The organism is Amycolatopsis sp. FBCC-B4732, from assembly GCF_023008405.1.
GTDB lineage: Bacteria > Actinomycetota > Actinomycetes > Mycobacteriales > Pseudonocardiaceae > Amycolatopsis > Amycolatopsis pretoriensis_A.
Genome location: NZ_CP095376.1, coordinates 8292617 through 8311623, shown reverse-complemented (window position 1 = coordinate 8311623; position 19007 = coordinate 8292617). Strand labels below are relative to the sequence as shown.

The following is a 19007-nucleotide window of genomic DNA, read 5'->3' as shown; positions in this document are numbered from 1 at the left end:
GGACTCAGTGAGCGCCGATCGGGCGCAGGTCCTTGTCGTTCTCGTCGGCCAGGTAGTCCGCCGGGTTGGTGTCGTCCGTGCCGTTGAACACCTTCAGCTGCCGGGCGATCACCGTGACGATCGCCGCGACCACCAGGTTGGCGATCAGGGCCACGAAGCCGACGTAGATCTGGACCAGGGAGCCCGAGAACGGGTGCCAGCCGAAGATCGACATGTTGCCCAGCGCCAGCGCCGAGCCGCCGAAGTGGAGCTTTCCGTTGGCCGGGTTGGGGATGCCGTACAGCATGATCAGGCCCCAGCCGATGCCGACGACCCAGCCCGCGATCAGGCCCCAGCGGTGGAACCAGCGCGTGTACAGCGCGAGCGCCACGGCCGGGAGCGTCTGCAGGATCAGCACGCCGCCGATGAGCTGGAGGTCGATCGAGAACTGCGGGTCGATCAGGATGATCACGGCCACCGCGCCGAGCTTCACGACCAGCGAAGCGAGCTTCGCCTGCTTGGCCTCGTCGGCCGGGGTCGCGTTCTTGCGGATGTACTCCTTGTAGATGTTGCGGGTCCACAGGTTCGCCGCGGCGATCGACATGATCGCGGCGGGCACCAGCGCGCCGATGCCGATCGCGGCGAACGCGATGCCGGCGAACCAGGACGAGAACTGGTTGTCGAACAGCACCGGGACGATCGTGTTGCCGTCCGGCTTGCCGGTGGCCGCGTTCGTCAGCGGCTTCACGCCCGCCGTGATGGCGACGTAGCCGAGCAGCGCCAGCAGGCCGAGCACCAGCGAGTACGCCGGGAGCGCGACCATGTTCCGCTTGATGACGGTGCGGCCGCGGGAGGCGAGGACGCTGGTCAGCGAGTGCGGGTAGAGGAAGAGCGCGAGCGCCGAACCCAGCGCCAGCGTGGCGTACTGCAGCTGGTTGTTGGCGGTCAGCAGGATCGAGCCGGCCGGCTTGCCGGTGGTCGGGTTCGGCGTGCCGAGCTTCTTCGCCGCCGCGTCGAAGATGTGCGACCAGCCGCCCAGCTTCGAGGGCAGGTATATGATCGCCACGAGGATGACGATGTAGATCAGGATGTCCTTGACGAACGCGATCAGCGCGGGCGCCCGCAGGCCGGACTGGTAGGTGTAGACCGCCAAGATGACGAAGGCGATCAGCAGCGGCAGGTGCCCGACGATGCCGGAGCCGTTGATGCCCATCGTCCGCAGCACGGCTTCGAGGCCGACCAGCTGCAGCGCGATGTACGGCATGGTCGCGACGATGCCGGTGATCGCCACCAGCAGCGCGAGGATCGGCGAGCCGAAGCGGCCGCGCACGAAGTCGGCCGGGGTCACGTAGCCGCGGACCCGCGAAACCGACCACATCCGCAGCGCCGGCAGCAGGACGATCGGGTAGACGACGATCGTGTACGGCAGCGCGTAGAGGCCGAGCGCGCCGGCGCTGAACACCAGCGCGGGTACCGCGACGAAGGTGTACGCCGTGTAGAGGTCACCGCCGAGCAGGAACCACGTGATCCACGAACCGAACTTGCGGCCGCCGAGGCCCCATTCGTCGAGGTGGTCCAGCCCGCCGCCGCGCTGCCAGCGCGCCGCCATGAAGCCGAGGACGGTGACCAGCGCGAACAGGATCGTGAAGATGATCAGTTCGGGCCACTGCAGGTTGCTCATCGAGCGTCCCCTTCGTCCAGGTCGTCGACGCTCAGCCGGTCGGGGGCGTCCGTGGTGGGCTTGTCCCGCGTCATCAGGTAGACGATCCAGGTGCTCAGCACCCCGACCGCGACCATGAGGAACTGGAACCAGTAGAAGAACGGCATCCCGAACAGCCGCGGACCGTCCACGTTGAACAGTGGCGTGACCAGGACCAGCAGCGGGACGATCAGGAGCAGGTTCCACGGGTTGAACCGCGACCCGCGCACCTTTCCGTCGTGCTTCACAGTCGACATCGACCTCACCTAACACTCCCGTAACCGACCGCCTGACCTTAGAACCTGGGTGACAGCGAGTCACGTCTGTCCGATATCGATTTGATCGCCGCGGCCGCCGTTGCCGACCAACGTCGGTTGCCCCGCCTCCGCGAGCCCTATATCAATAGCCGGACTCCGCACGTGAAAAGCCAAAAAGGGGCAACCGTATGACACGACTCCGCTACGCGGTGGTGATCCCGGCGATCGCCGGCACCCTGCTGGCCGGGTTCACGCCGGCCTTCGCGGGCCAGGAGGCCGCGGCCGGCAAGCAGCCGCTGAACTCCTCGAACATCCCGCAGCAGTACGCGAACCAGAAGCTCGACTGGCACAAGTGCGCCGTCCCCGCCGAGCTGCCGACGGCCCCGCCCGCCGGCGCCGAGGACATGGAGTGCGCGACCTACAAGACGCCGCGCAACTGGTACCAGGCGAACGCCCAGATCGACCTGACCATCGCCGTCAGCCGCCTGAAGGCGACCAAGGACGCGACCGCCAGCGTCGTCACCAACCCCGGCGGCCCGGGCGCGCCCGGCCGGAACTTCCCGGCCCGCCTGCGCAACCAGCCGAAGCTGCGGGAGCACCAGGAGATCGTCGGGTTCGACCCGCGCGGCACCGGCAAGAGCACGAACATCACGTGCGGTGGCGCCATCGGCACCGGCTCGGACCTCGACCCGCGTGACCGCAACCGGCAGAACCTGAACCTGATCGTCGCGGCGACGAAGTACGCGGCCCTGTCCTGCCAGCAGAAGTCCGGCGAGCTGGGCCCGCTGATCAACACCGACCAGACGGTCAAGGACATCGACCTGCTGCGCGTGCTGCTCGGCCGCGACAAGATCAACTGGGTCGGCTACTCGGCGGGCACCTGGATGGGCGCGCACTACGCGCAGGCCTACCCGACGCGCACCGGCCGGTTCGTGCTCGACTCCTCGACGGAGTTCACGACCACGTGGCAGAAGTCGTTCGACTGGCAGCCGCTCGGCTTCGAGCGCCGCTTCCGCTCCGACTTCCTCCCGTGGGTGGCGAAGTACGACAAGCTCTACCACTTCGGCACGACCGGTGAAGCGGCCCGCCAGACCTACGAGCAGGTCCGCTACGCCCTGACCCAGGGCGCGGTCACCCTGCCCGACGGCTCGACCGTGTCGGCCAACGGGCTGGACGCCTTCATCGCCTCGAGCATCTACTCGAAGCGCTCCTTCCCGGGTCTCGCCGACTACCTGGTCAGCGTCCGCACGCTGACCCAGGGCACGGCGTCGGCGCAGGCGAAGTCGTCGGCCGCGCAGAAGGTCAAGGCCGCCGACAAGAGCACCGAGACCTCCGGCGCGCAGCCGCTGATGGTCCCGACCGACGGCGACTCCTACGACGCCAGCTTCTGGACCATCCCGTGCAACGAGGGTCCGTGGACCGGCACCGTGAACAGCGCCATCAAGGACTCGCAGAAGCTGATCGACAAGCAGCTGCCGCTCCTGGGTGCCGGCTGGTTCATCCAGCCGTGCCTGTTCTGGAAGAAGCAGCCGGCACCGCTCCCGGTGCTGGACGGCAAGGGTGTCCCGCCGGTGCTGATCGTCGAGTCGGAGCACGACCCGGCGACGCCGATCGAGGGTGCGCGGCGCGCGCACAAGGCGTTCGCGGGTTCGCGGATGCTGACGATCACCGGCGAGGGTGACCACGGTATCTACGCCGGCGGCAACGCGGGTGTGGACAAGGTCGTGGAGGCCTACCTGGTCGACGGCGTCGTGCCGAACGACCAGAGCCTGCCCGGCATGCCACTTCCGGTGCCCGCGGGCGCCTGACACCACAAGGTGTAGTGGAAGCCCCGCCGAACGGACGTTCGGCGGGGCTTTTCCACACCTGTGCACAGAGTTGTCCACAGGCAGTGGACAACTCAGGTGGTATTAGTATTGGGTTCATGGTGCGAGTACCGCTGACAGACGACGAGCGCGAGCGCGGCGAACGCCTCGGCCAGGCGCTGCGGACGGCGCGGGCCGGCCGGAGCATGGTCGACGTCGCCGCGGAGGCCGGGATCTCGGTCGAAACGCTCCGGAAGATCGAAACGGGGCGCATCCCGACGCCGGCGTTCTTCACGGTCACGGCCATCGCCGACGCCGTGGGCCTGCCGCTCGACGAGCTGCGCGCGGCGGTCGAGCCCGTCGGGTCGCCGACGCTCAGCCAGGCGAGTTAGACCGGGCGCAGCTGGTTCAGGATGTGCTCGCGGTCGTTGAGGAACGCGCAGCCCGCCACCGGCAGGTCGTAGCTGTTGAGCAGCTTCTCGAAGTCGGAGTACTCGTCCGCCGAGAAGCCGAAGCCCAGCTTGACCGAGTGCGCGGCCAGCACGTCCGCCAGTTCCTCCCACTCGCCGGACCACAGCAGCGTCCGGTAGTGCGTGTAGTCCTCGGGGGACAGCCGGTCGGCGACGCTGGTCAGGATGCTGTCGGCGAAGAAGCTGATGCGGTTGCTCTGGAGGTCCGCGACCGTCGGGTTCGCCGGGTCGCGGGCGGTGTCCGGGTTGCGGACGACGCCGGGGCCCGCCACCGGGTACGCGGTGTGCACGTGCCCGTTCTCCTCGACCAGGACGATCAGGTGCACGTTGTACCGTTCGCCGGCGCAGCGCCAGCGGCCGTTCGGCTGCCGCCGCCGGGCCTCGCTGGGGTCGTTCGCGACGTCCTTGACGACGGAGATGATGTGCTCGTCGGTCCAGCCGGCCGGGAACTCGCTGGTCGCCCGCCGCCCGACGCCCGGTGCGTGCCCACCGCCCACTGGTTGCTCCCTTCGTCGGAGCGAGCGTAGGTCAAACGGCGGCGGAGAGCAGCACGATCCCGATGAGCTGGAGGTCGAGGCCGCGGAAGAGCTGGCGCACGAGGTTGGCGGGCATCGGGCCCATCGGGGTGTCCACGAACGCCGGATTGCCGTAGTCGACGGCGGTCCGGGTGACCGTGCGCAGGATCGAGAGCACCGACAGCGGCACCGCGAGCCACGCGCCCGGCCCGAACGAGGTCCCACCCGCGAGGGTGACCACGGCGAGCAGCGCTGCCCAGCCGATCCCGACGCCCGCCAGCGCCAGGCCGTGGGTCAGCACCAGCTCGCGGTTGCCCGTCCCGAGCCACCGGCGGCGGCCCGGGTTGCGCCAGAGCTCGCCGAGCCCGCCGGCGAACGGCGTCAGCGCGACGTACGCGCCGATGCCGACGAGGACCGCGCCCGGCACGGTCGGCAGGGCGATGTGGGCGACGACGACCGCGAAGCCGACCAGCGCCGCCGCACCCGCGTACCGGGAGCGGCCGAGCGTGCCCGCGAAGGCCAGCCGGAGCGCGGTCGGGCGGCGCAGCGGGAAGCGCCCGACCGGGGCCGACGGCGGGAGCAGCATCATCGGGTCGAGGAACGTGACGGCGACCGAGCGCAGCACCCGCCCGTCCCACCCGGCGAGCAGTGCCGCCCGGCCCGCGCGGTGCACCGGCTCGCCGCCGAACGCCAGCGGCAGCGCCGCGACCAGCACGCCCGCGGCGACGAACTGCACGGCCACCGGGCCGAGGTGCAGCGAGGCGATGAGCAGCCCGGCGACGGCGAGCGCGAGCGGGCCCAGCGCGTCCAGCCGCAGCGCGGTCCGCCGGGCGGAGGCGACCGCGGCGACGGCGGTCGCGACGACCATCGCGACGGCCGCACGCCACTGGTCGAGCCCGGCCCCTCCGACGGCGAGCAGCAGCGCGGCCAGGTAGCCGGTGACCACCAGGACGCCGGTCCACGCGCCGAGCAGCCGCAGCGTGACGACGCGGCCGCGGTCCACCGGGGCGAAGTCGAGCCAGGTCAGCTCGGCCGGCTCGACCCAGGCGAAGCCGCGGCGCAGGAGGCCGCGCCAGCCGACCGCGCAGCAGAGCGTGAGCAGGCCGAGGACGGCCGGGAAGTCCACGTGGGACGAGCCGTAGAGCGCCGGGCGCCAGCCGTCGACGTGGAAGAACGCGGTGAACAGGAACCCGAAGCCGAACAGGAAGACGAAGCTCGCGGTGTCGCCGCTGAAGATCCCGCCGAACCGCTTGCGGCCCGGGATCCGCATCCGGCGGGGTGCCAGCGTCACCACAGTTCTAGGACGCTGTCCGCGGCTTCGAGCAGCGGCGGGTGGTGCGTGGCCACCACGACCGCCGCGCCGGCCGCCGTCGACCGGGCGATCACCTCGACGAGCCAGTCCTTGCCCGCCGCGTCGAGCGCGCGTTCCGGTTCGTCGAGCAGCAACACGCGGTGCGGGCGCGCGGTGACGCCGAGCAGGAGCAGGCGGCGGCGCTGGCCCGCGGAGAAGTGCCCGGACGTGACGCGCATGCGCTCGCCGAGCCCCGCGTCGCGCAGCAGCTCCTCGTGGTCGCCCAGGTCGGCGCCGAACGAGCCGGCCAGGAGTTCGAGGTGCTGCAACGGCGTCAGCTCGGCGAAGAAGTCGGAGTCGTCGAACAGCACCGACACCTTGCGGCGGAATTCGACGTCCCGCTCGTCCGGCACCTTGCGGTCGATCAGCACGCGGCCGCGCTGCGGCTTCTGCATCCCGTAGAGGCAGCGCATCAAGGTCGACTTGCCGACTCCGTTCGGCCCGACGATCGCCGCGCACTCGCCGGGCTCGACGGCGAAGTCCAGGTCGTCGAACAGCCAGTGCTCGCCGGCCCGGACGCCGATCGCGGTCGCGTCGATCATCGGAGCGCTTCGAGCACCGGGGCGAACTGGTCCATGTTCTGTTCCAGGATCGTGTAGTAGGTCAGCCCGAACCGCTCGCGGTGGGCGTGGAGCTGCTCGGCGACCTCGGCGGGCGAGCCGATCAGCGCGGTCGGCAGCACCGCCAGCTGCTCGACGCTCAGGACGCCCTGCACCCGCTTCTCGAGCTCCGCGAGCGCGCCCGCGCGGTCGCCGGTGATGTGCACGAAGTGGCACAGCAGGTTGAACTCGACCTCCCGGCCGCCAAGCTTCGACCGGACGAACCCGACCCGCTCCTCGATGCCTTCGGCGGTCTCCGGCATCAGTGCGCCGCCGTCCGGCGTCTTCGCGGCACCGGTGAAGCCGATGACGTCGGCGTGCTCGGCCGCGAGGGTCAGCAGCCGGTCACCGCGGCCGGCGAGCAGCAGCGGCGGTCCGGCGGGGCGCACCGGTGCCGGCTTGTGCTCCGGGTCGGCGTAGGCCCGCTTGAGCTCGAGGATCGACCGCTCGAGGTGGTCGACGCGCTCGCGGGCGGACGGGAACGGCAGCCCGGCGGCCTCGAACTCCTCCTTGACGTACCCCGCGCCGAGCCCCAGCTCCAGGCGGCCGTCGGTGAACTGGTCGGTGCCCGTGACGTCGCGGGCGAGCAGCACCGGGTTGTAGAACGGGGTGTTCAGCACGAAGGTGTTCAGCTTGACCCGCTCGGTGACCTCGGCGGCGAGCACGAGCGCCGGGAACGGCGGCGCCATCCCGAGGTGGTCGGCCGCACCGATGACGTCGAAGCCCAGGTCCTCGGCCTTCCGGCACTTCCCGACCCACCCCGCGCGGTGGTCGGGCACGTGCATGTTGACCCCGAAGCGGAAATCCCCAGTCATACCGACAAGGTACTCAGCGGAGCTTTTCGATCACCGGAGCCAGCCTCGGCAGGTCGTCCTCGATCACTGTGAAGTAGCTGATTCCGAGCGTCTCGCGGGTGCGCAGCAGCTGCTCGGCGACGGCGCCGGAGGATCCCACGAGGACGGTCGGCAGCTCGCCCAGCTCGTCGACGCCGAGGTCGGGGACCCGCCGGTGGACGGCTTCCAGCGTGCTGCGGCGGTCGTCGGTCACGCGGGTGACGTGCACCAGCAGGTTCAGCTCGGCGTCCCGGCCGTCGAGGGCGGTCCGCGCGAACTCGACGCGCTCGGTCAGCTCGCCGAGCCCGGCCAGGGACATCCGGCCCTCGACCTTCGTCGCCGCGGTACCGGTGAAGCCGACGATGTCGGCGTGCTTCGCGGCCAGCTTGAGGACGCGGTCGCCGCGTCCGCCGAGCAGCAGCGGCGGCCCGGGTTTCTGCACCGGTTCCGGCTTGTGCGACGGATCCGCGTACAGCCGTTTCAGTTCCAGCACCGCGCGTTCGAGCCGCGCGTACCGCTGCCCGGGCGTGCCCCACTCGATCCCGGCGGCGTGGAACTCCGCCTCGACGTACCCCGCGCCGATGCCCAGCTCCAGGCGGCCGCCGGTGAACTGGTCGGTGCCCGTGACGTCGCGGGCGAGCAGCACCGGGTGGTGGAAGCAGGCGTTGATGACGAACGTGTTGAGCCGGACCCGCTCGGTCGCCTCGGCCGCGAGCACGAGCGCGGGGAACGGCGGCGCCATCCCGACGTGGTCGGCCGCCCCGACGACGTCGTAGCCGAGGTCCTCGGCCTTGCGGCACTTCGCCACCCACTCGGCCCGGGAACCGGGCACCACCAGATCCACGCCGAAGCGGAACGGTTTCATAGGCGCGAAACTACCGGGAAAGGAAGAAGGGGACGCCTCCCGGATGCGGCCGGGAGGCGTCCCCTTCTGTCTCAGGGTGTTCAGCTCAGGCGCTGGGCCAGCGCGTCGAGCTCGTCACGCAGCGAGGTGGGGACCTCGCCGATCTTCTGGAACCACTCCTCGATCAGCGGCAGCTCCGCGCGCCACTCCTCGGGCTTGACCTCGAGGGCGGCCTGGATGTCCTCGATCGGCTCGGTGAGGCCCTCGGTGTCGAGGTCCTCGGCCCGCGGCACGAAGCCGACCGGCGTCTCGACGGCGTTGCCCTTGCCCTCGACGCGCTCGACGACCCACTTGAGGATCCGCGAGTTCTCGCCGAAGCCCGGCCACAGGAAGCGGCCGTCGTCGCCGCGGCGGAACCAGTTGACGTAGAAGATCTTCGGCAGCTTGTTCGCGTCGGCGTTCTTGCCCAGGTTCAGCCAGTGCTTGAAGTAATCACCGGCGTGGTAGCCGAGGAACGGCAGCATCGCCATCGGGTCGCGGCGCACGTTGCCGACCGCGCCGGCCGCGGCCGCCGTGGTCTCCGACGACATCGTGGCACCCATGAAGACGCCGTGCTGCCAGTCGCGGGCCTCGTTCACCAGCGGCACCGTCGTCTTGCGGCGGCCGCCGAACAGGATCGCCGAGATCGGCACGCCCTTCGGGTCGTCCCACTCGTCGGCGAGGATCGGGCACTGCGACATCGGCGTGCAGTAGCGCGAGTTCGGGTGGGCGGCCTTCTCCTCGGAGTCCGGCGTCCAGTCCTGCTTCTTCCACGACGTGGCGTGGGCGGGCTTGTTCTCCATGCCCTCCCACCAGATGTCGCCGTCGTCGGTGAGGGCGACGTTCGTGAAGACCGTGTTGCCCTGTTCGATCGTGCGCATCGCGTTCGGGTTGGTGTGCCAGTCGGTACCCGGCGCGACGCCGAAGAAGCCGAACTCCGGGTTGACCGCGTACAGGCGGCCGTCTTCCCCGAAGCGCATCCACGCGATGTCGTCGCCGAGGGTCTCGGCGCGCCAGCCCGGGATGGTCGGCTGCAGCATGGCGAGGTTGGTCTTGCCGCAGGCGCTCGGGAACGCGGCCGCGACGTAGTGGACCTTCTCCTCGGGGGAGATCAGCTTGAGGATCAGCATGTGCTCGGCGAGCCAGCCCTCGTCGCGGGCCATCACCGAGGCGATGCGCAGCGAGTAGCACTTCTTGCCCAGCAGCGAGTTGCCGCCGTAGCCGGAGCCGTAGCTCCAGATCGCCCGCTCTTCGGGGAAGTGCGAAATGTACTTCGTTTCGTTGCAGGGCCAGGAAACGTCCTGCTGCCCCGGCTCGAGCGGCGCACCCACGGAGTGGAGTGCCGGCACGAATTCGCGCTCACTGCCATCCGGCGCGACGAACTTCTCGAGGGCCGCCTTGCCCGCGCGGGTCATCACGCGCATCGAAGCGACAACGTAGGCGAAATCGGTGATTTCGATACCCAGCTTGGGATTCTCGTCGGCGAGGGGACCCATGCAGAACGGGATGACGTACATCGTGCGGCCGCGCATCGAGCCTCGGAAGAGCTCGGTCATGGTGGCCTTCATCTCGGCCGGGTCCATCCAGTGGTTGGTCGGACCGGCGTCCTCGGGACGCTCCGAACAGATGAAGGTCCGGTCTTCGACGCGGGCGACGTCGTTGGGGTCGGAGGTGGCCCAGAAGGAGTTCGGCTTCGACTTGAGCTGCACGAACGTGCCGGCGTCGACCAGCTCCTGGTTGATCCGGGCGGCTTCTTCGTCAGACCCGTCGACCCACACCACGCGGTCCGGGTTGGTCAGCTCGGCGACCTCCCGGACGAAGGACAGCACGCCGGTGTGCGTCGTCGGCGCGGTGTCCAGTCCGGGGATGGCGACTGCGGTCATCTCTACTCCTGACTTCCGACGACAAATGAGCCCGCACCGGGAACGACGCTGTTCCGGTGCGGGCTTCATTGCCTGCGGCCGAATGGCTTCGCACACCGGCGGACGACCGGTGTGCGGGTTTTGGGATTCTTCGAGAGTAACCGCATGACCGGCAGGTAACAGAGAGCTGACGTGTACGTTCTCTCACAAGACCGATAAGGGAATCGATTCAGAAGCCGCCTTTTCTTTCATTGACGACATGAAAAAAGCCCGAGGCCGAAGCCCCGGGCTTTCAAACTGAGACGTGGGTCACCTCAGTTGGGGGATATCCACTGCCCCGTGCCGGAGTCGATGCGCGCGACGCCTTCCAGCGTCTGCGTGCCGGCCTCGCCCCAAGCCGCGTCGGCGGCCAGGTCGCCCTCGCTGCCGGAGTCCACCAGTCCACTCGAGACCTCGGTCCACTGGCCGGGGCCGGAGTGCTCGAACGTCGTGGTGGTGCCGTCGGCGCCGGTCTGGATCGCGATGTCCGCTTCGCCGTCGCCGTCCTTGTCGGTGAAGGCGATGGTGCCGCCGCTCTTCGTCTCGACGATGGCGGTGTCGTTGTGGCCGTCGTGGTCGGTGTCGATGGTCGCGACCCCCGCGTCCACCTCGCCGTCCGGCAGGTCGGCGTGGATGTGCCCGCCGGAGCTGTCGTCGCGGCCCCCGGTGTCGGAGTCGTCGTGGCCGCCGCCGTGGGACTCGACCCACTGGCCGCTGGCCTCGTCGTAGACGGCCTGGTCGACGACGTGCCCGGTTTCGTCCAGCACGGCGTACTGGTCGGCTTCACCGTCGTGGTTCGTGTCGATGAACGCCTGCGAGGTGCCGTCGTCGTGCTCGATGATCGCGGTGTCGTTGACGCCGTCGTCGTTCACGTCGTAGTTGACCTCGGCCTGGTACTCCTGACCGTCGACGTGGACGGTCATCGCGTTCGTACCGCTCGCGTCGGTGTCGCTGCCGCCACTCTCGTCGACCCACATGGGAACTTCCCCCTTTTGACCGGGTACCGCCGTCTCTGACCTGCTGTCCGAGGGTATGACTCACCGTATGCCGGTTCGGTTCCGCTCCACAACCGGACCGGGGTCAGGCGGTCTTGTCCCGCAGCGCCCGGATCCTGGTCAGGAAGGTTTCGGCACGGTCGCGGCCGTCGCTGACCTCTTTGAGCCGCTTCGACACGACGGCGATCTTCTTGGCGCGCTCCTGCGCACCCATCTTGATCGTCTTGTCGACTTCCTTCAGCTCGGCCTCGATCGCGTCGATGCGCCGGCCCAGTGCTTCGTCCAGCGCCATCGACAGCTGCTGCTCGGCCTCGATCAGCTGCTCGGCGACCAGCTGGTCGAGCGTCGAGCGGGCGTCCGCGATCGCCTCGACCAGCCACTGCTTCATGTGCTGCTTGTCGGCCGCGTGCTTGCGCGTGCGGGCCATCCACCAGCCGGCGCCGAGGCCGATGATGATGGTCGCGGGCAGCACGACGGGGTTGAGGATCGCGACGCCGGCCAGCGGCAGCGCGGCCACCTTGCCGGCCCCGACGCCGCCGGAGATGCCCATGAAGACGAGCAGTTTGTCCTCGGCCGTCGGCGGCTTCTTGTCCGGCGGGCGCAGCACCACCGGCGGGCCGCCGGCCCGGGCGAACTGCGCGCGGATGACGTCGAGCTCTTCGGGCGAGAACAGCTCCGACAGCGAGACGTTGGTGACCTGGTTCAGCCGCTGGGAAAGCAGCATCGAGACCCGCTGCGACGTCGTCTGCAGCGCGATGTCGACCTGCTGCGGGAGCGCGGCCAGCTCGTCGCGCTTGGCCGCGTCGATCAGCTGGCGGAAGTGGGTCTGCGCGTCCCGCATCTGCCTGCTGGACTCGTGCCCGACCTCGACGCGGGTGCGCTGCACCTCGCCGCGCAGCTTGAGCTGCCAGCCGCGGGTCGAGGACCGGCGCTCGGCCTGCAGCTGGTCACGGCGTTCGCGCAGCTGCTCGGCCTCGGCTTCCCCGGCGGACAGCGCGCGGCTCTCGGCCTGCAGCTTCGCCTTCAGTTCGCCCAGCGCGCTGGAGAGCGCGCGCAGCGTGTTGGCCTCGCCGAGCATCGCCGAGCGGCCGACGAGCAGCTCCTGCAACGCCGTCTGGATCGCGGCGACGCCGGACTTCTCCCGCAGCATCGCGGCCATCTGCTCGTTGGGCGCCTTCGCGGCCGTTTCGAACATCCGCGCCGACACCGGGTGGAACACCGCGTCGGCGAAGCGGGGCGCGTGCTCGCGCAGCAGCTGCCGGTCGGCCTCCATGACCTCGCGCCAGCCGCGGAACATGTCCACCTTGGTCAGCGCGAACACCACGGTCTCGACGCGCTCGCCGACGTCGCGCAGGAACTGCAGCTCGGTCGAGGTGAACGGCGCCGAGGCGTCGACGACGAACAGCAGCGCGGTCGCACCCGCGGCGGCTTCCTTGGCGAGCTCGCCGTGCAGCGAGTCGAGCCCGCCGACGCCGGGGGTGTCGACCAGGGAAAGCCGCATCAGCAGCGGCACCGGCCCGGTGACCTCGACGTACCGCGGCGGGATCTGGCCGGGCGGCAGCTCGTGCGCGGCGGACACCCAGTGGATCAGCTGGCCCAGGTCGATCGGCACCGGCGCGAGCTGGCCGGGGTAGCAGGCCTGCGCGCCCCACGCGTCGGCGTGGTCGAACACCAGGTAGGTGGCGGTGGCGACGTCGGCGTCCACAGGGGACAGTCCCGGCCGCGCGAGCAGCGCGTTGACCAGCGAGCTCTTGCCGCGGTTGGTCTCGCCGACGACCACGACGGCCGGCTTCTTCGGCCGGGTCTTCCGGATGTCCTCGACCCACCGGGCGGCGGCCGGGTCGGCGTCGCGGACGGTGGTCAGCAGCTGCTCTCGCGCGGCCGCGACCTGCGCGGGCAGGCTCGGCGCGGTGGGTGCGCTCACGGGGTCTTCTTCGCGTAGACGGTGACGATCGGGGCGCGCAGCAGGCGGTCGTGGTCGGCGAACCCGGTGACCTCGGTTTCCGCGACGATGCCCTCGAGCGCCGGGTCTTCGGTGGCCACGGCGCCGCCGGCTTCGTGGCAGGCCGGGTCGAAGCGCTCGCCGTCGGGCCGCAGCGCTTGGACGCCGATCGCGGCGAGCCCCTCTTCGAGGCGTTCGACGACGCCGCCACTGCGGGCGCGGTCCAGGGCGTACAAGCACATCTGGATCAGTGCCTGGCGATCGGCGAGTGCGCGCTCAAGATCGCTTACCTGCTGCTGCAAGGGGTGCACATCGGTGTCCGACGCGGGGGAACCGCGGTCGGTTCCGTCCTTGCGAAACCACGCCATGCGGACAGTCTGGCGGATTCAGCCGCCCGCCGGGGGCGGAACCGGGCGAAGGAACCGGATCAGGATCGTCCGGAGGATCGCTTGCTCGGCGGGCAGATCGAGGCCGGGGTCGAGGCTCGCCCGCGAAATCATCGCGTCGATCAGCCCGGCGACCCAGCCGGCGGCCGCCCGCGGTGCGACGCCCGGGTCGATCAGCCCGGCGGTCCCGGCCCGTTCGACCAGGACGGCCAAGCCGTCACGCAGGGCGCTGTCGTTGCGGTGGATCAGCTCGGCGAACTCGTCGTCGCGGGCGGCCTGCGCGGCGGCTTCCAGGACGATCCGGACGACGCCCGGCTGGGCGATCTGCCCGGCCAGCTCGGCGACGACGTCGAGCAGCGCGATCCACGGGTCTTCGGCCTTCGCCGCGGTTTCGAGACGCTCGGCCGTCTCGGCGGCGTCGTCGGTGAAGATCGCCGTGAACACCGCGCGCTTGCTGGGGAAGTAGTGGAAGAGGCTGCCGGAGCTGATGCCCGCCGCGCGGCAGATGTCCGCGGTCGTCGTCCGCTCGAAGCCCTTCTCGGCGAAGCAGCCGGCCGCGGCGTCCGCGATCGCGCGGCGCTTGGCCGCGTGCTTGGCCGGGTCGACGGTCCTCATCGCTCGACCGGCGGGTCGTCGCGCCAGGGGTAGCCGTGTTCGGCGAAGGCGGGAGCCAGCTCGCGCCCCGACAGGTCGGTCTTCTCGCGGGCGATCTCCCGGCCGTCGGTGGTGCGCAGGACAAGCTCCTTGCCGTCGAGGTAGACGGCGTCGAGGTCGGCCTCGATGCGGCGGGTCTTGTCGCCGCGGACCAGCGTGACGCGGGTCGGCGAGACCGTCACGACCAAGCGGTCGCCGGCCCAGACGACCGCGAACACCAGGCCGAGCACCAGCCCGCCGGCCACCGCGGCCAGCGTCGCCCACGGCTGCGGCAGCTTCGTGAGCACCTTGAACACGCCTTGGAACGGGAACGCCGGCAGGTCGCTGACCCACGCGGCGATGGCCCACACGCCCACGCCGAGCGCGCCGCCGATCAGCGGGCAACCGACCCAGGACCCGGTGCGCAGCCACGGCGGCTCGTCGACGGTCGTCTCCATGCCGTCCATTATCAGACCGTGTGCTCGGTTTATGAAAGCCGGGGCCTCAAACCAGCTGGGCGATCACGTCGCGGAGCACGGCCTCCAGGCCCGGGCCGTCCTCGGCCAGGCGGGACGAGACCAGCAGCTGGTCGTCGGCCGTGCGCAGCCAGATCGACCCGGCGACGGAGATCTCGATGACGTTCAGCCGGAACGGGTACGCGCGCCGGCCCTGCTTGACCTCGGCCTCCCGCACCAGCTGGCCGAGCCGCTCGCCGGCCACGATCTGGCGCCGGTAGAACCCGGGCGCCCACGGCGTGCCGCCCGACGGCTCGTTCGCCCCGCGCAGGGCGGGCCCGCGGGCGTTGGCGAAGTGGCGGGCCGCGGCGGGGCCGAAGAAGTCGACGGCCTGCCGCAGGGCCGTGCCCGGTTCGAGCGCGGGCCTGCCGTACCGGGTGCGCGGGCTGCGCGGGTCCGGGTCCTCACGGCTGCGCAGGGACGCCAGCAGATCGGTCCACCAGGCGGCCCACTGCTCCTGGACCGCCGCCCGGTCGATCCCCGGCGGGACGTGGACCGGAACGCGCGGCTCCACCGGCGGCAGCACCTGACCTTCGGAAACGGACAGGGCCAGGGCGTCACGGATGTACAGCGCGACGTCGACGTCCGTCTCGCTGCTCCACCCGGCTCGCCAGGATGTCGTGTTTTCCAGTCGCACGTTTCCCAGAGTACGCGGGAAAGGGGGGTGACCAGGGAAAGTCGGCAACCAGAAACAAACTCAGGCTTCGCGCACCTGCTGCCACATCAAGAAGTACGCGCGGTGCACGACGTGGGCGACGCGGCTCTGCGCCGGCGTCGCGCCGAAGGAGGCGAAGGACCGCCACCAGCCCGCGCGTTCGAGGGCGTGCGCGGCCAGCTCCGGGCGTGGGGCGCCGGGCTTGCCGAGCTGGGCGCCGATGTCGGCGTTGCTGCCCACCCGGAGCACCTCTTCGGACAGGTCCTCCGGCATGTCCACCGCGCCGGACGCGACCAGCGTCAGCGCTTCGAGCAGCCGCAGCTGGTGGGCTTCGGGCTTGGCGAGCAGCACCTCGATGGCGTCGTGGACGCGCTGGCGTTCGGCCGGATCGGCTGAGGCGTGCGCGAGCGCGGTGACCGACGCGAGGGCGGCGGCGGCCTTGATGCCGTCGGCGCGGGCGGCGAACACGATCGACAACCGGTGCCGCACCGCTTCCAGGCCGGACGCGTCGAGCAGCGACCGCCGCAGCGCGCCCGCCGTCAGCTCCGGCTCCTTGCGAATGGCCTCGACGGCGTGGGAGACGCCGAACAGGTCGAGCTTCTCCAGCAGCCGCAGCCGCGTGCCCGACGGGACGTCGCAGTCCCAGCTGGTGAAGATGTCGGCCGAGATCAGCATGGTCTGCAGGATGTCGTCGTCGAGCTCGGCGAGCTGCCGCAGCGCCTCGGCGTCGGCGGAGGTGAAGCCGCCGGACTCGGCCGACTCGGCGATCAGCCCGATCACCGGCAGCACGTCGGCGACGCGCGGCTTCAGCGTCGACGCCTGCTTCTCGGCCAGCAGCGTCGCGGCCTTCCAGACGTCGCCGCCGGAGCCTTCGACCGACTCGGGCGTGATGGTGTCGGCCTTGTTGAGCACGGCGATCGCGTTGACCGGGCCCGCTTCCCGGCTCGCCGTGGCCGCGGTGAACGCGGCGAGCGCCTGCTGGTCGTCCGCGCGGACGCCCTGGGTGACGACGTACAGCACGGCTTCGGCACCGGCGACGGCGTTGCGGGAGGTGTCGTCGAGCTCGTCCGAGCCCTCTTCGTCGCCGTCGTCCTGGCGGTGCTTCGCGGCGCCCAGGAGCTGCTCGGTGCGGGACACCGACGCGGCGTCGAGCGAGCCGAGGCCCGGGGTGTCGATCACCGTCATGCCCTGCAGGACGGCGTTGGTCAGGTACGCCTCGATGTGCGACACCTTGTCGATGTCGACGCCGAGCTCGGCGGGGATCATCCCGTCGGCGGCGAAGGGGAGCACCTGCTTGCGGCCGTCGGTGAAGACGATTTCGACGCGGTCCACCGTGCCGTACTGGAAGCGGGTCACCAGCCGCGTGCACTCGCCGATGTCGGTCGGCGCGACCCGGCGCCCGATCAGCGCGTTGACCAGCGTCGACTTGCCCGACTTGATCCGCCCGGCCACGGCCACCTGCAGCGGCGCGCCGAGCCGGCGCAGCACCTCGGCGAACCCGGCGGCGGTCCGCGCGGAGACCTGCGACTGCAGGCGGTGGCACAGGTTGGCCACCGACATCGACAGCGGACCCGCGAGCCGGCCCTGCTCCGGTGACGTCACGGCCCCCAGCCCTTCCCGTCGTAGGCGACAACCCCGTGAATCGTGCCATGTCCCTCATCCGGAGGTCGCACCCAAGGTGGTACCGCCGACCGACGCGCGTTCCCGGCCGCGGGACCTAGTGTTGTCTGGTGCGACGGCTGAGCCTCTGGATGCGTGCCCACCCCATGGCGGGCGACACGGTGCTGGCCGTCCTGCTCGGCCTGATCGACATGCTGCTGTTCGTCGCCGACGGCCTGGCCGAACTCGCGGAGCTGCCGCCGTGGTACATCGCCGTGCCGGTGAACATCGCGATGGTGGTGCCGCTGGTGTTCCGGCGGAAGTCGCCGCTGTGGTCGGCGTACGTCGTGCTGGTGATCAGCGTCGTGCACGCGACGCTGCAGCTCGGCGTCGCCAGCGTCGCCGGCCTCGCGATGAGCATCTACTCGGTCGTCGTCTACGCGGGGCGGCGGCAGGGGCTGGTGTTCGTCGGCGCGGTGATCGTCTCCTCGGCCCTGCAGCTGGCGCTGGAGCAGACGGACGAGCTGTTCATCTCGGTGCTGTTCCTCGCGTTCGGCATCGCCCTGTGCTGGACGCTCGGCGAGTTCGTCGGGGCCCGGCGCGCCTACGACGTGGAAGTGGAGGCCAGGTTGCACCTGCTCGAGACCGAACGGGACCAGGCCACCCGGATCGCGGTGGCGGAGGAGCGCGGGCGGATCGCCCGCGAGCTGCACGACGTCGTCGCGCACGCGGTGAGCGTCATGGTGGTGCAGGCCGACGGCGCTTCGTACGCGCTGCGGAGCAACCCCGAGCTCGCCCAGCGGGCCCTGCAAACGATTTCCGAGACCGGCCGCGGCGCGCTCGGGGAGCTGCGGCGCCTGCTGGACGTGCTGCGCAGCGACGACGCGGACGGCGAGCCGCGCGTCCCGCAGCCGGACGCGCACGCCCTCGCCGAGCTGGCCGAGCGGATGCGGACCGCCGGCGTGCCGGTGGAGCTGGAGACCAACGAGCTCGGCGACCTGCCGGCCGGCGTCTCGCTGGGGATCTACCGGATCGTCCAGGAGTCGCTGACCAACACGCTCAAGCACGCCGGCCGCGGCGCGACGGCGTCGGTGCGGGTGCACCGGACCGGCGACCTGGTCGAGGTGCTGGTATCCGACGACGGCGCGGGCCGCGTCCCGCAGCTCGCCGGCGCGACGCGCGGCGACCAGCGGCTCCCGGGCGGCAACGGTTTGATCGGCATGCGCGAGCGCGCGCACGTCTACGGCGGCACGTTGGAAGTGGGCCCGGCTCCGGGCGGTGGGTGGCAGGTCCGCGCGGCCCTGCCGGTTAGGTTGGACAAGTGATCCGTGTGGTGGTCGTCGACGACCAGGAACTGATGCGCGTCGGCTTCCGGATGGTGCTCGGCGCGCAGGCCGACATCGACGTCGTCGGCGAGGCCGGCGACGGCGCACAGGCGATCGAGATGGCCGAGGAACTGCGCCCCGACGTCGTGCTGATGGACGTCCGGATGCCGGTGCTCGACGGCGTCGAGGCGACCAAGCGGATCGTCGCCGACGGCACCGCGCGGGTGCTGGTGATGACGACGTTCGACCTCGACGAGTACGTCTACGCGGCGCTGCAGGGCGGGGCGAGCGGGTTCCTGTTGAAGGACACCCAGCCCGACCACCTGGTGTCGGCACTGCGGGCGGTCGCTTCGGGCGACGCGGTGGTCTCGCCGTCGGTGACCCGGCGCCTGCTCGACCGCTTCGTCGGCTCCGGCGGCCCGCCGATGCGCGACACCGCGGAGCTGGACGTGCTGACCGACCGCGAGCGCGAGGTGCTCGTGCTGATCGCCAAGGGCATGTCGAACCTGGAGATCGCCGAAGCGCTGTTCCTCTCCGAGGCGACGGTGAAGACGCACGTCGGGCGGATCCTGGCGAAGCTGGAGCTGCGAGACCGGGTGCAGGCGGTGGTGCTGGCCTACGAAACCGGTCTCGCCCGCCCCGGCCTCGCCTGACTCAAGCCGCAC

General features: G+C 70.8%; 19 protein-coding genes. 4 read left to right on the top strand and 15 right to left on the bottom strand.

All coding sequences use genetic code 11. The annotated features are described in order from the left end of the window. Positions 1-4: 4 nt before the first annotated feature. Together mctP and MUY14_RS37345 are read right to left on the bottom strand one after the other, a co-directional pair. Positions 5-1660, bottom strand: coding sequence for a monocarboxylate uptake permease MctP (gene mctP, locus MUY14_RS37350; protein WP_247016511.1), 1656 nt, complete (start codon positions 1658-1660; stop codon positions 5-7). Beyond that, on the bottom strand, positions 1657-1935 hold the full coding sequence (locus tag MUY14_RS37345) for a DUF3311 domain-containing protein (RefSeq protein WP_247016509.1): 279 nt from the start codon (positions 1933-1935) through the stop codon (positions 1657-1659). Before MUY14_RS37345 ends, mctP begins: the two co-directional genes overlap by 4 nt. Before the next feature lie 188 nt (positions 1936-2123). On the opposite strand from MUY14_RS37345, the gene MUY14_RS37340 reads away from it, so the two are divergent. Further along, entirely contained in the window at positions 2124-3743 is a 1620-nt protein-coding gene (locus MUY14_RS37340) for an alpha/beta hydrolase (RefSeq protein ID WP_247016507.1), read from the top strand. A 116-nt stretch (positions 3744-3859) separates the two neighbouring features. Next, entirely contained in the window at positions 3860-4132 is a 273-nt protein-coding gene (locus MUY14_RS37335; protein ID WP_247016505.1) for a helix-turn-helix domain-containing protein, read from the top strand. Here MUY14_RS37335 and MUY14_RS37330 read toward each other — a convergent pair. The 13 genes from MUY14_RS37330 to MUY14_RS37270 form a co-directional block, all read right to left on the bottom strand. After that, positions 4129-4707, bottom strand: coding sequence for an EndoU domain-containing protein (locus MUY14_RS37330; protein ID WP_247016503.1), 579 nt, complete (start codon positions 4705-4707; stop codon positions 4129-4131). The genes MUY14_RS37335 and MUY14_RS37330 overlap by 4 nt on opposite strands. 31 nt (positions 4708-4738) lie before the next feature. Further along, positions 4739-6019: a hypothetical protein gene (locus MUY14_RS37325; RefSeq protein ID WP_247016501.1), complete on the bottom strand. Its 1281-nt coding sequence runs from the start codon at positions 6017-6019 to the stop codon at positions 4739-4741. Beyond that, positions 6013-6618, bottom strand: a complete 606-nt coding sequence (locus tag MUY14_RS37320) for an ABC transporter ATP-binding protein (RefSeq protein ID WP_247016499.1) — start codon at positions 6616-6618, stop codon at positions 6013-6015. Before MUY14_RS37320 ends, MUY14_RS37325 begins: the two co-directional genes overlap by 7 nt. Further along, entirely contained in the window at positions 6615-7490 is an 876-nt protein-coding gene (locus MUY14_RS37315) for an LLM class F420-dependent oxidoreductase (RefSeq protein ID WP_247016497.1), read from the bottom strand. The genes MUY14_RS37320 and MUY14_RS37315 overlap by 4 nt, the downstream gene beginning before the upstream one ends. Positions 7491-7503: 13 nt before the next feature. Further along, a complete protein-coding gene (locus MUY14_RS37310; RefSeq protein ID WP_247016495.1) occupies positions 7504-8373 on the bottom strand; it encodes a TIGR03621 family F420-dependent LLM class oxidoreductase in 870 nt (289 codons plus the stop codon). A gap of 80 nt (positions 8374-8453) precedes the next feature. After that, positions 8454-10274, bottom strand: coding sequence for a phosphoenolpyruvate carboxykinase (GTP) (locus MUY14_RS37305; protein ID WP_247016493.1), 1821 nt, complete (start codon positions 10272-10274; stop codon positions 8454-8456). A 293-nt stretch (positions 10275-10567) separates the two neighbouring features. Further along, positions 10568-11269, bottom strand: a complete 702-nt coding sequence (locus tag MUY14_RS37300; protein WP_247016491.1) for a hypothetical protein — start codon at positions 11267-11269, stop codon at positions 10568-10570. 103 nt (positions 11270-11372) lie between these two features. After that, positions 11373-13211, bottom strand: coding sequence for a dynamin family protein (locus MUY14_RS37295; protein WP_247016489.1), 1839 nt, complete (start codon positions 13209-13211; stop codon positions 11373-11375). Then, positions 13208-13597, bottom strand: a complete 390-nt coding sequence (locus MUY14_RS37290; protein WP_247016487.1) for a nucleotide exchange factor GrpE — start codon at positions 13595-13597, stop codon at positions 13208-13210. The genes MUY14_RS37295 and MUY14_RS37290 overlap by 4 nt, the downstream gene beginning before the upstream one ends. A gap of 18 nt (positions 13598-13615) precedes the next feature. Continuing rightward, positions 13616-14230, bottom strand: a complete 615-nt coding sequence (locus MUY14_RS37285; RefSeq protein WP_247016485.1) for a TetR/AcrR family transcriptional regulator — start codon at positions 14228-14230, stop codon at positions 13616-13618. Beyond that, positions 14227-14706 carry a hypothetical protein gene (locus MUY14_RS37280; RefSeq protein WP_247016483.1) on the bottom strand — a complete coding sequence of 160 codons (480 nt, stop codon included), beginning with the start codon at positions 14704-14706 and terminating at the stop codon, positions 14227-14229. The genes MUY14_RS37285 and MUY14_RS37280 overlap by 4 nt, the downstream gene beginning before the upstream one ends. Before the next feature lie 46 nt (positions 14707-14752). Then, positions 14753-15400 (bottom strand): hypothetical protein, encoded by a 648-nt coding sequence (locus tag MUY14_RS37275; protein ID WP_247016481.1) that lies wholly within the window; start codon positions 15398-15400, stop codon positions 14753-14755. Positions 15401-15460: 60 nt separating this feature from the next. Then, on the bottom strand, positions 15461-16978 hold the full coding sequence (locus tag MUY14_RS37270) for a dynamin family protein (RefSeq protein WP_247025440.1): 1518 nt from the start codon (positions 16976-16978) through the stop codon (positions 15461-15463). A gap of 206 nt (positions 16979-17184) precedes the next feature. Here MUY14_RS37270 and MUY14_RS37265 point away from each other — a divergent pair, with 206 nt between their 5' ends. Both MUY14_RS37265 and MUY14_RS37260 read left to right on the top strand, forming a co-directional pair. Next, positions 17185-18342 carry a sensor histidine kinase gene (locus MUY14_RS37265; RefSeq protein WP_247025438.1) on the top strand — a complete coding sequence of 386 codons (1158 nt, stop codon included), beginning with the start codon at positions 17185-17187 and terminating at the stop codon, positions 18340-18342. Then, a complete protein-coding gene (locus MUY14_RS37260) occupies positions 18339-18995 on the top strand; it encodes a response regulator transcription factor (protein WP_247016479.1) in 657 nt (218 codons plus the stop codon). Before MUY14_RS37265 ends, MUY14_RS37260 begins: the two co-directional genes overlap by 4 nt. Positions 18996-19007 lie beyond the last annotated feature (12 nt).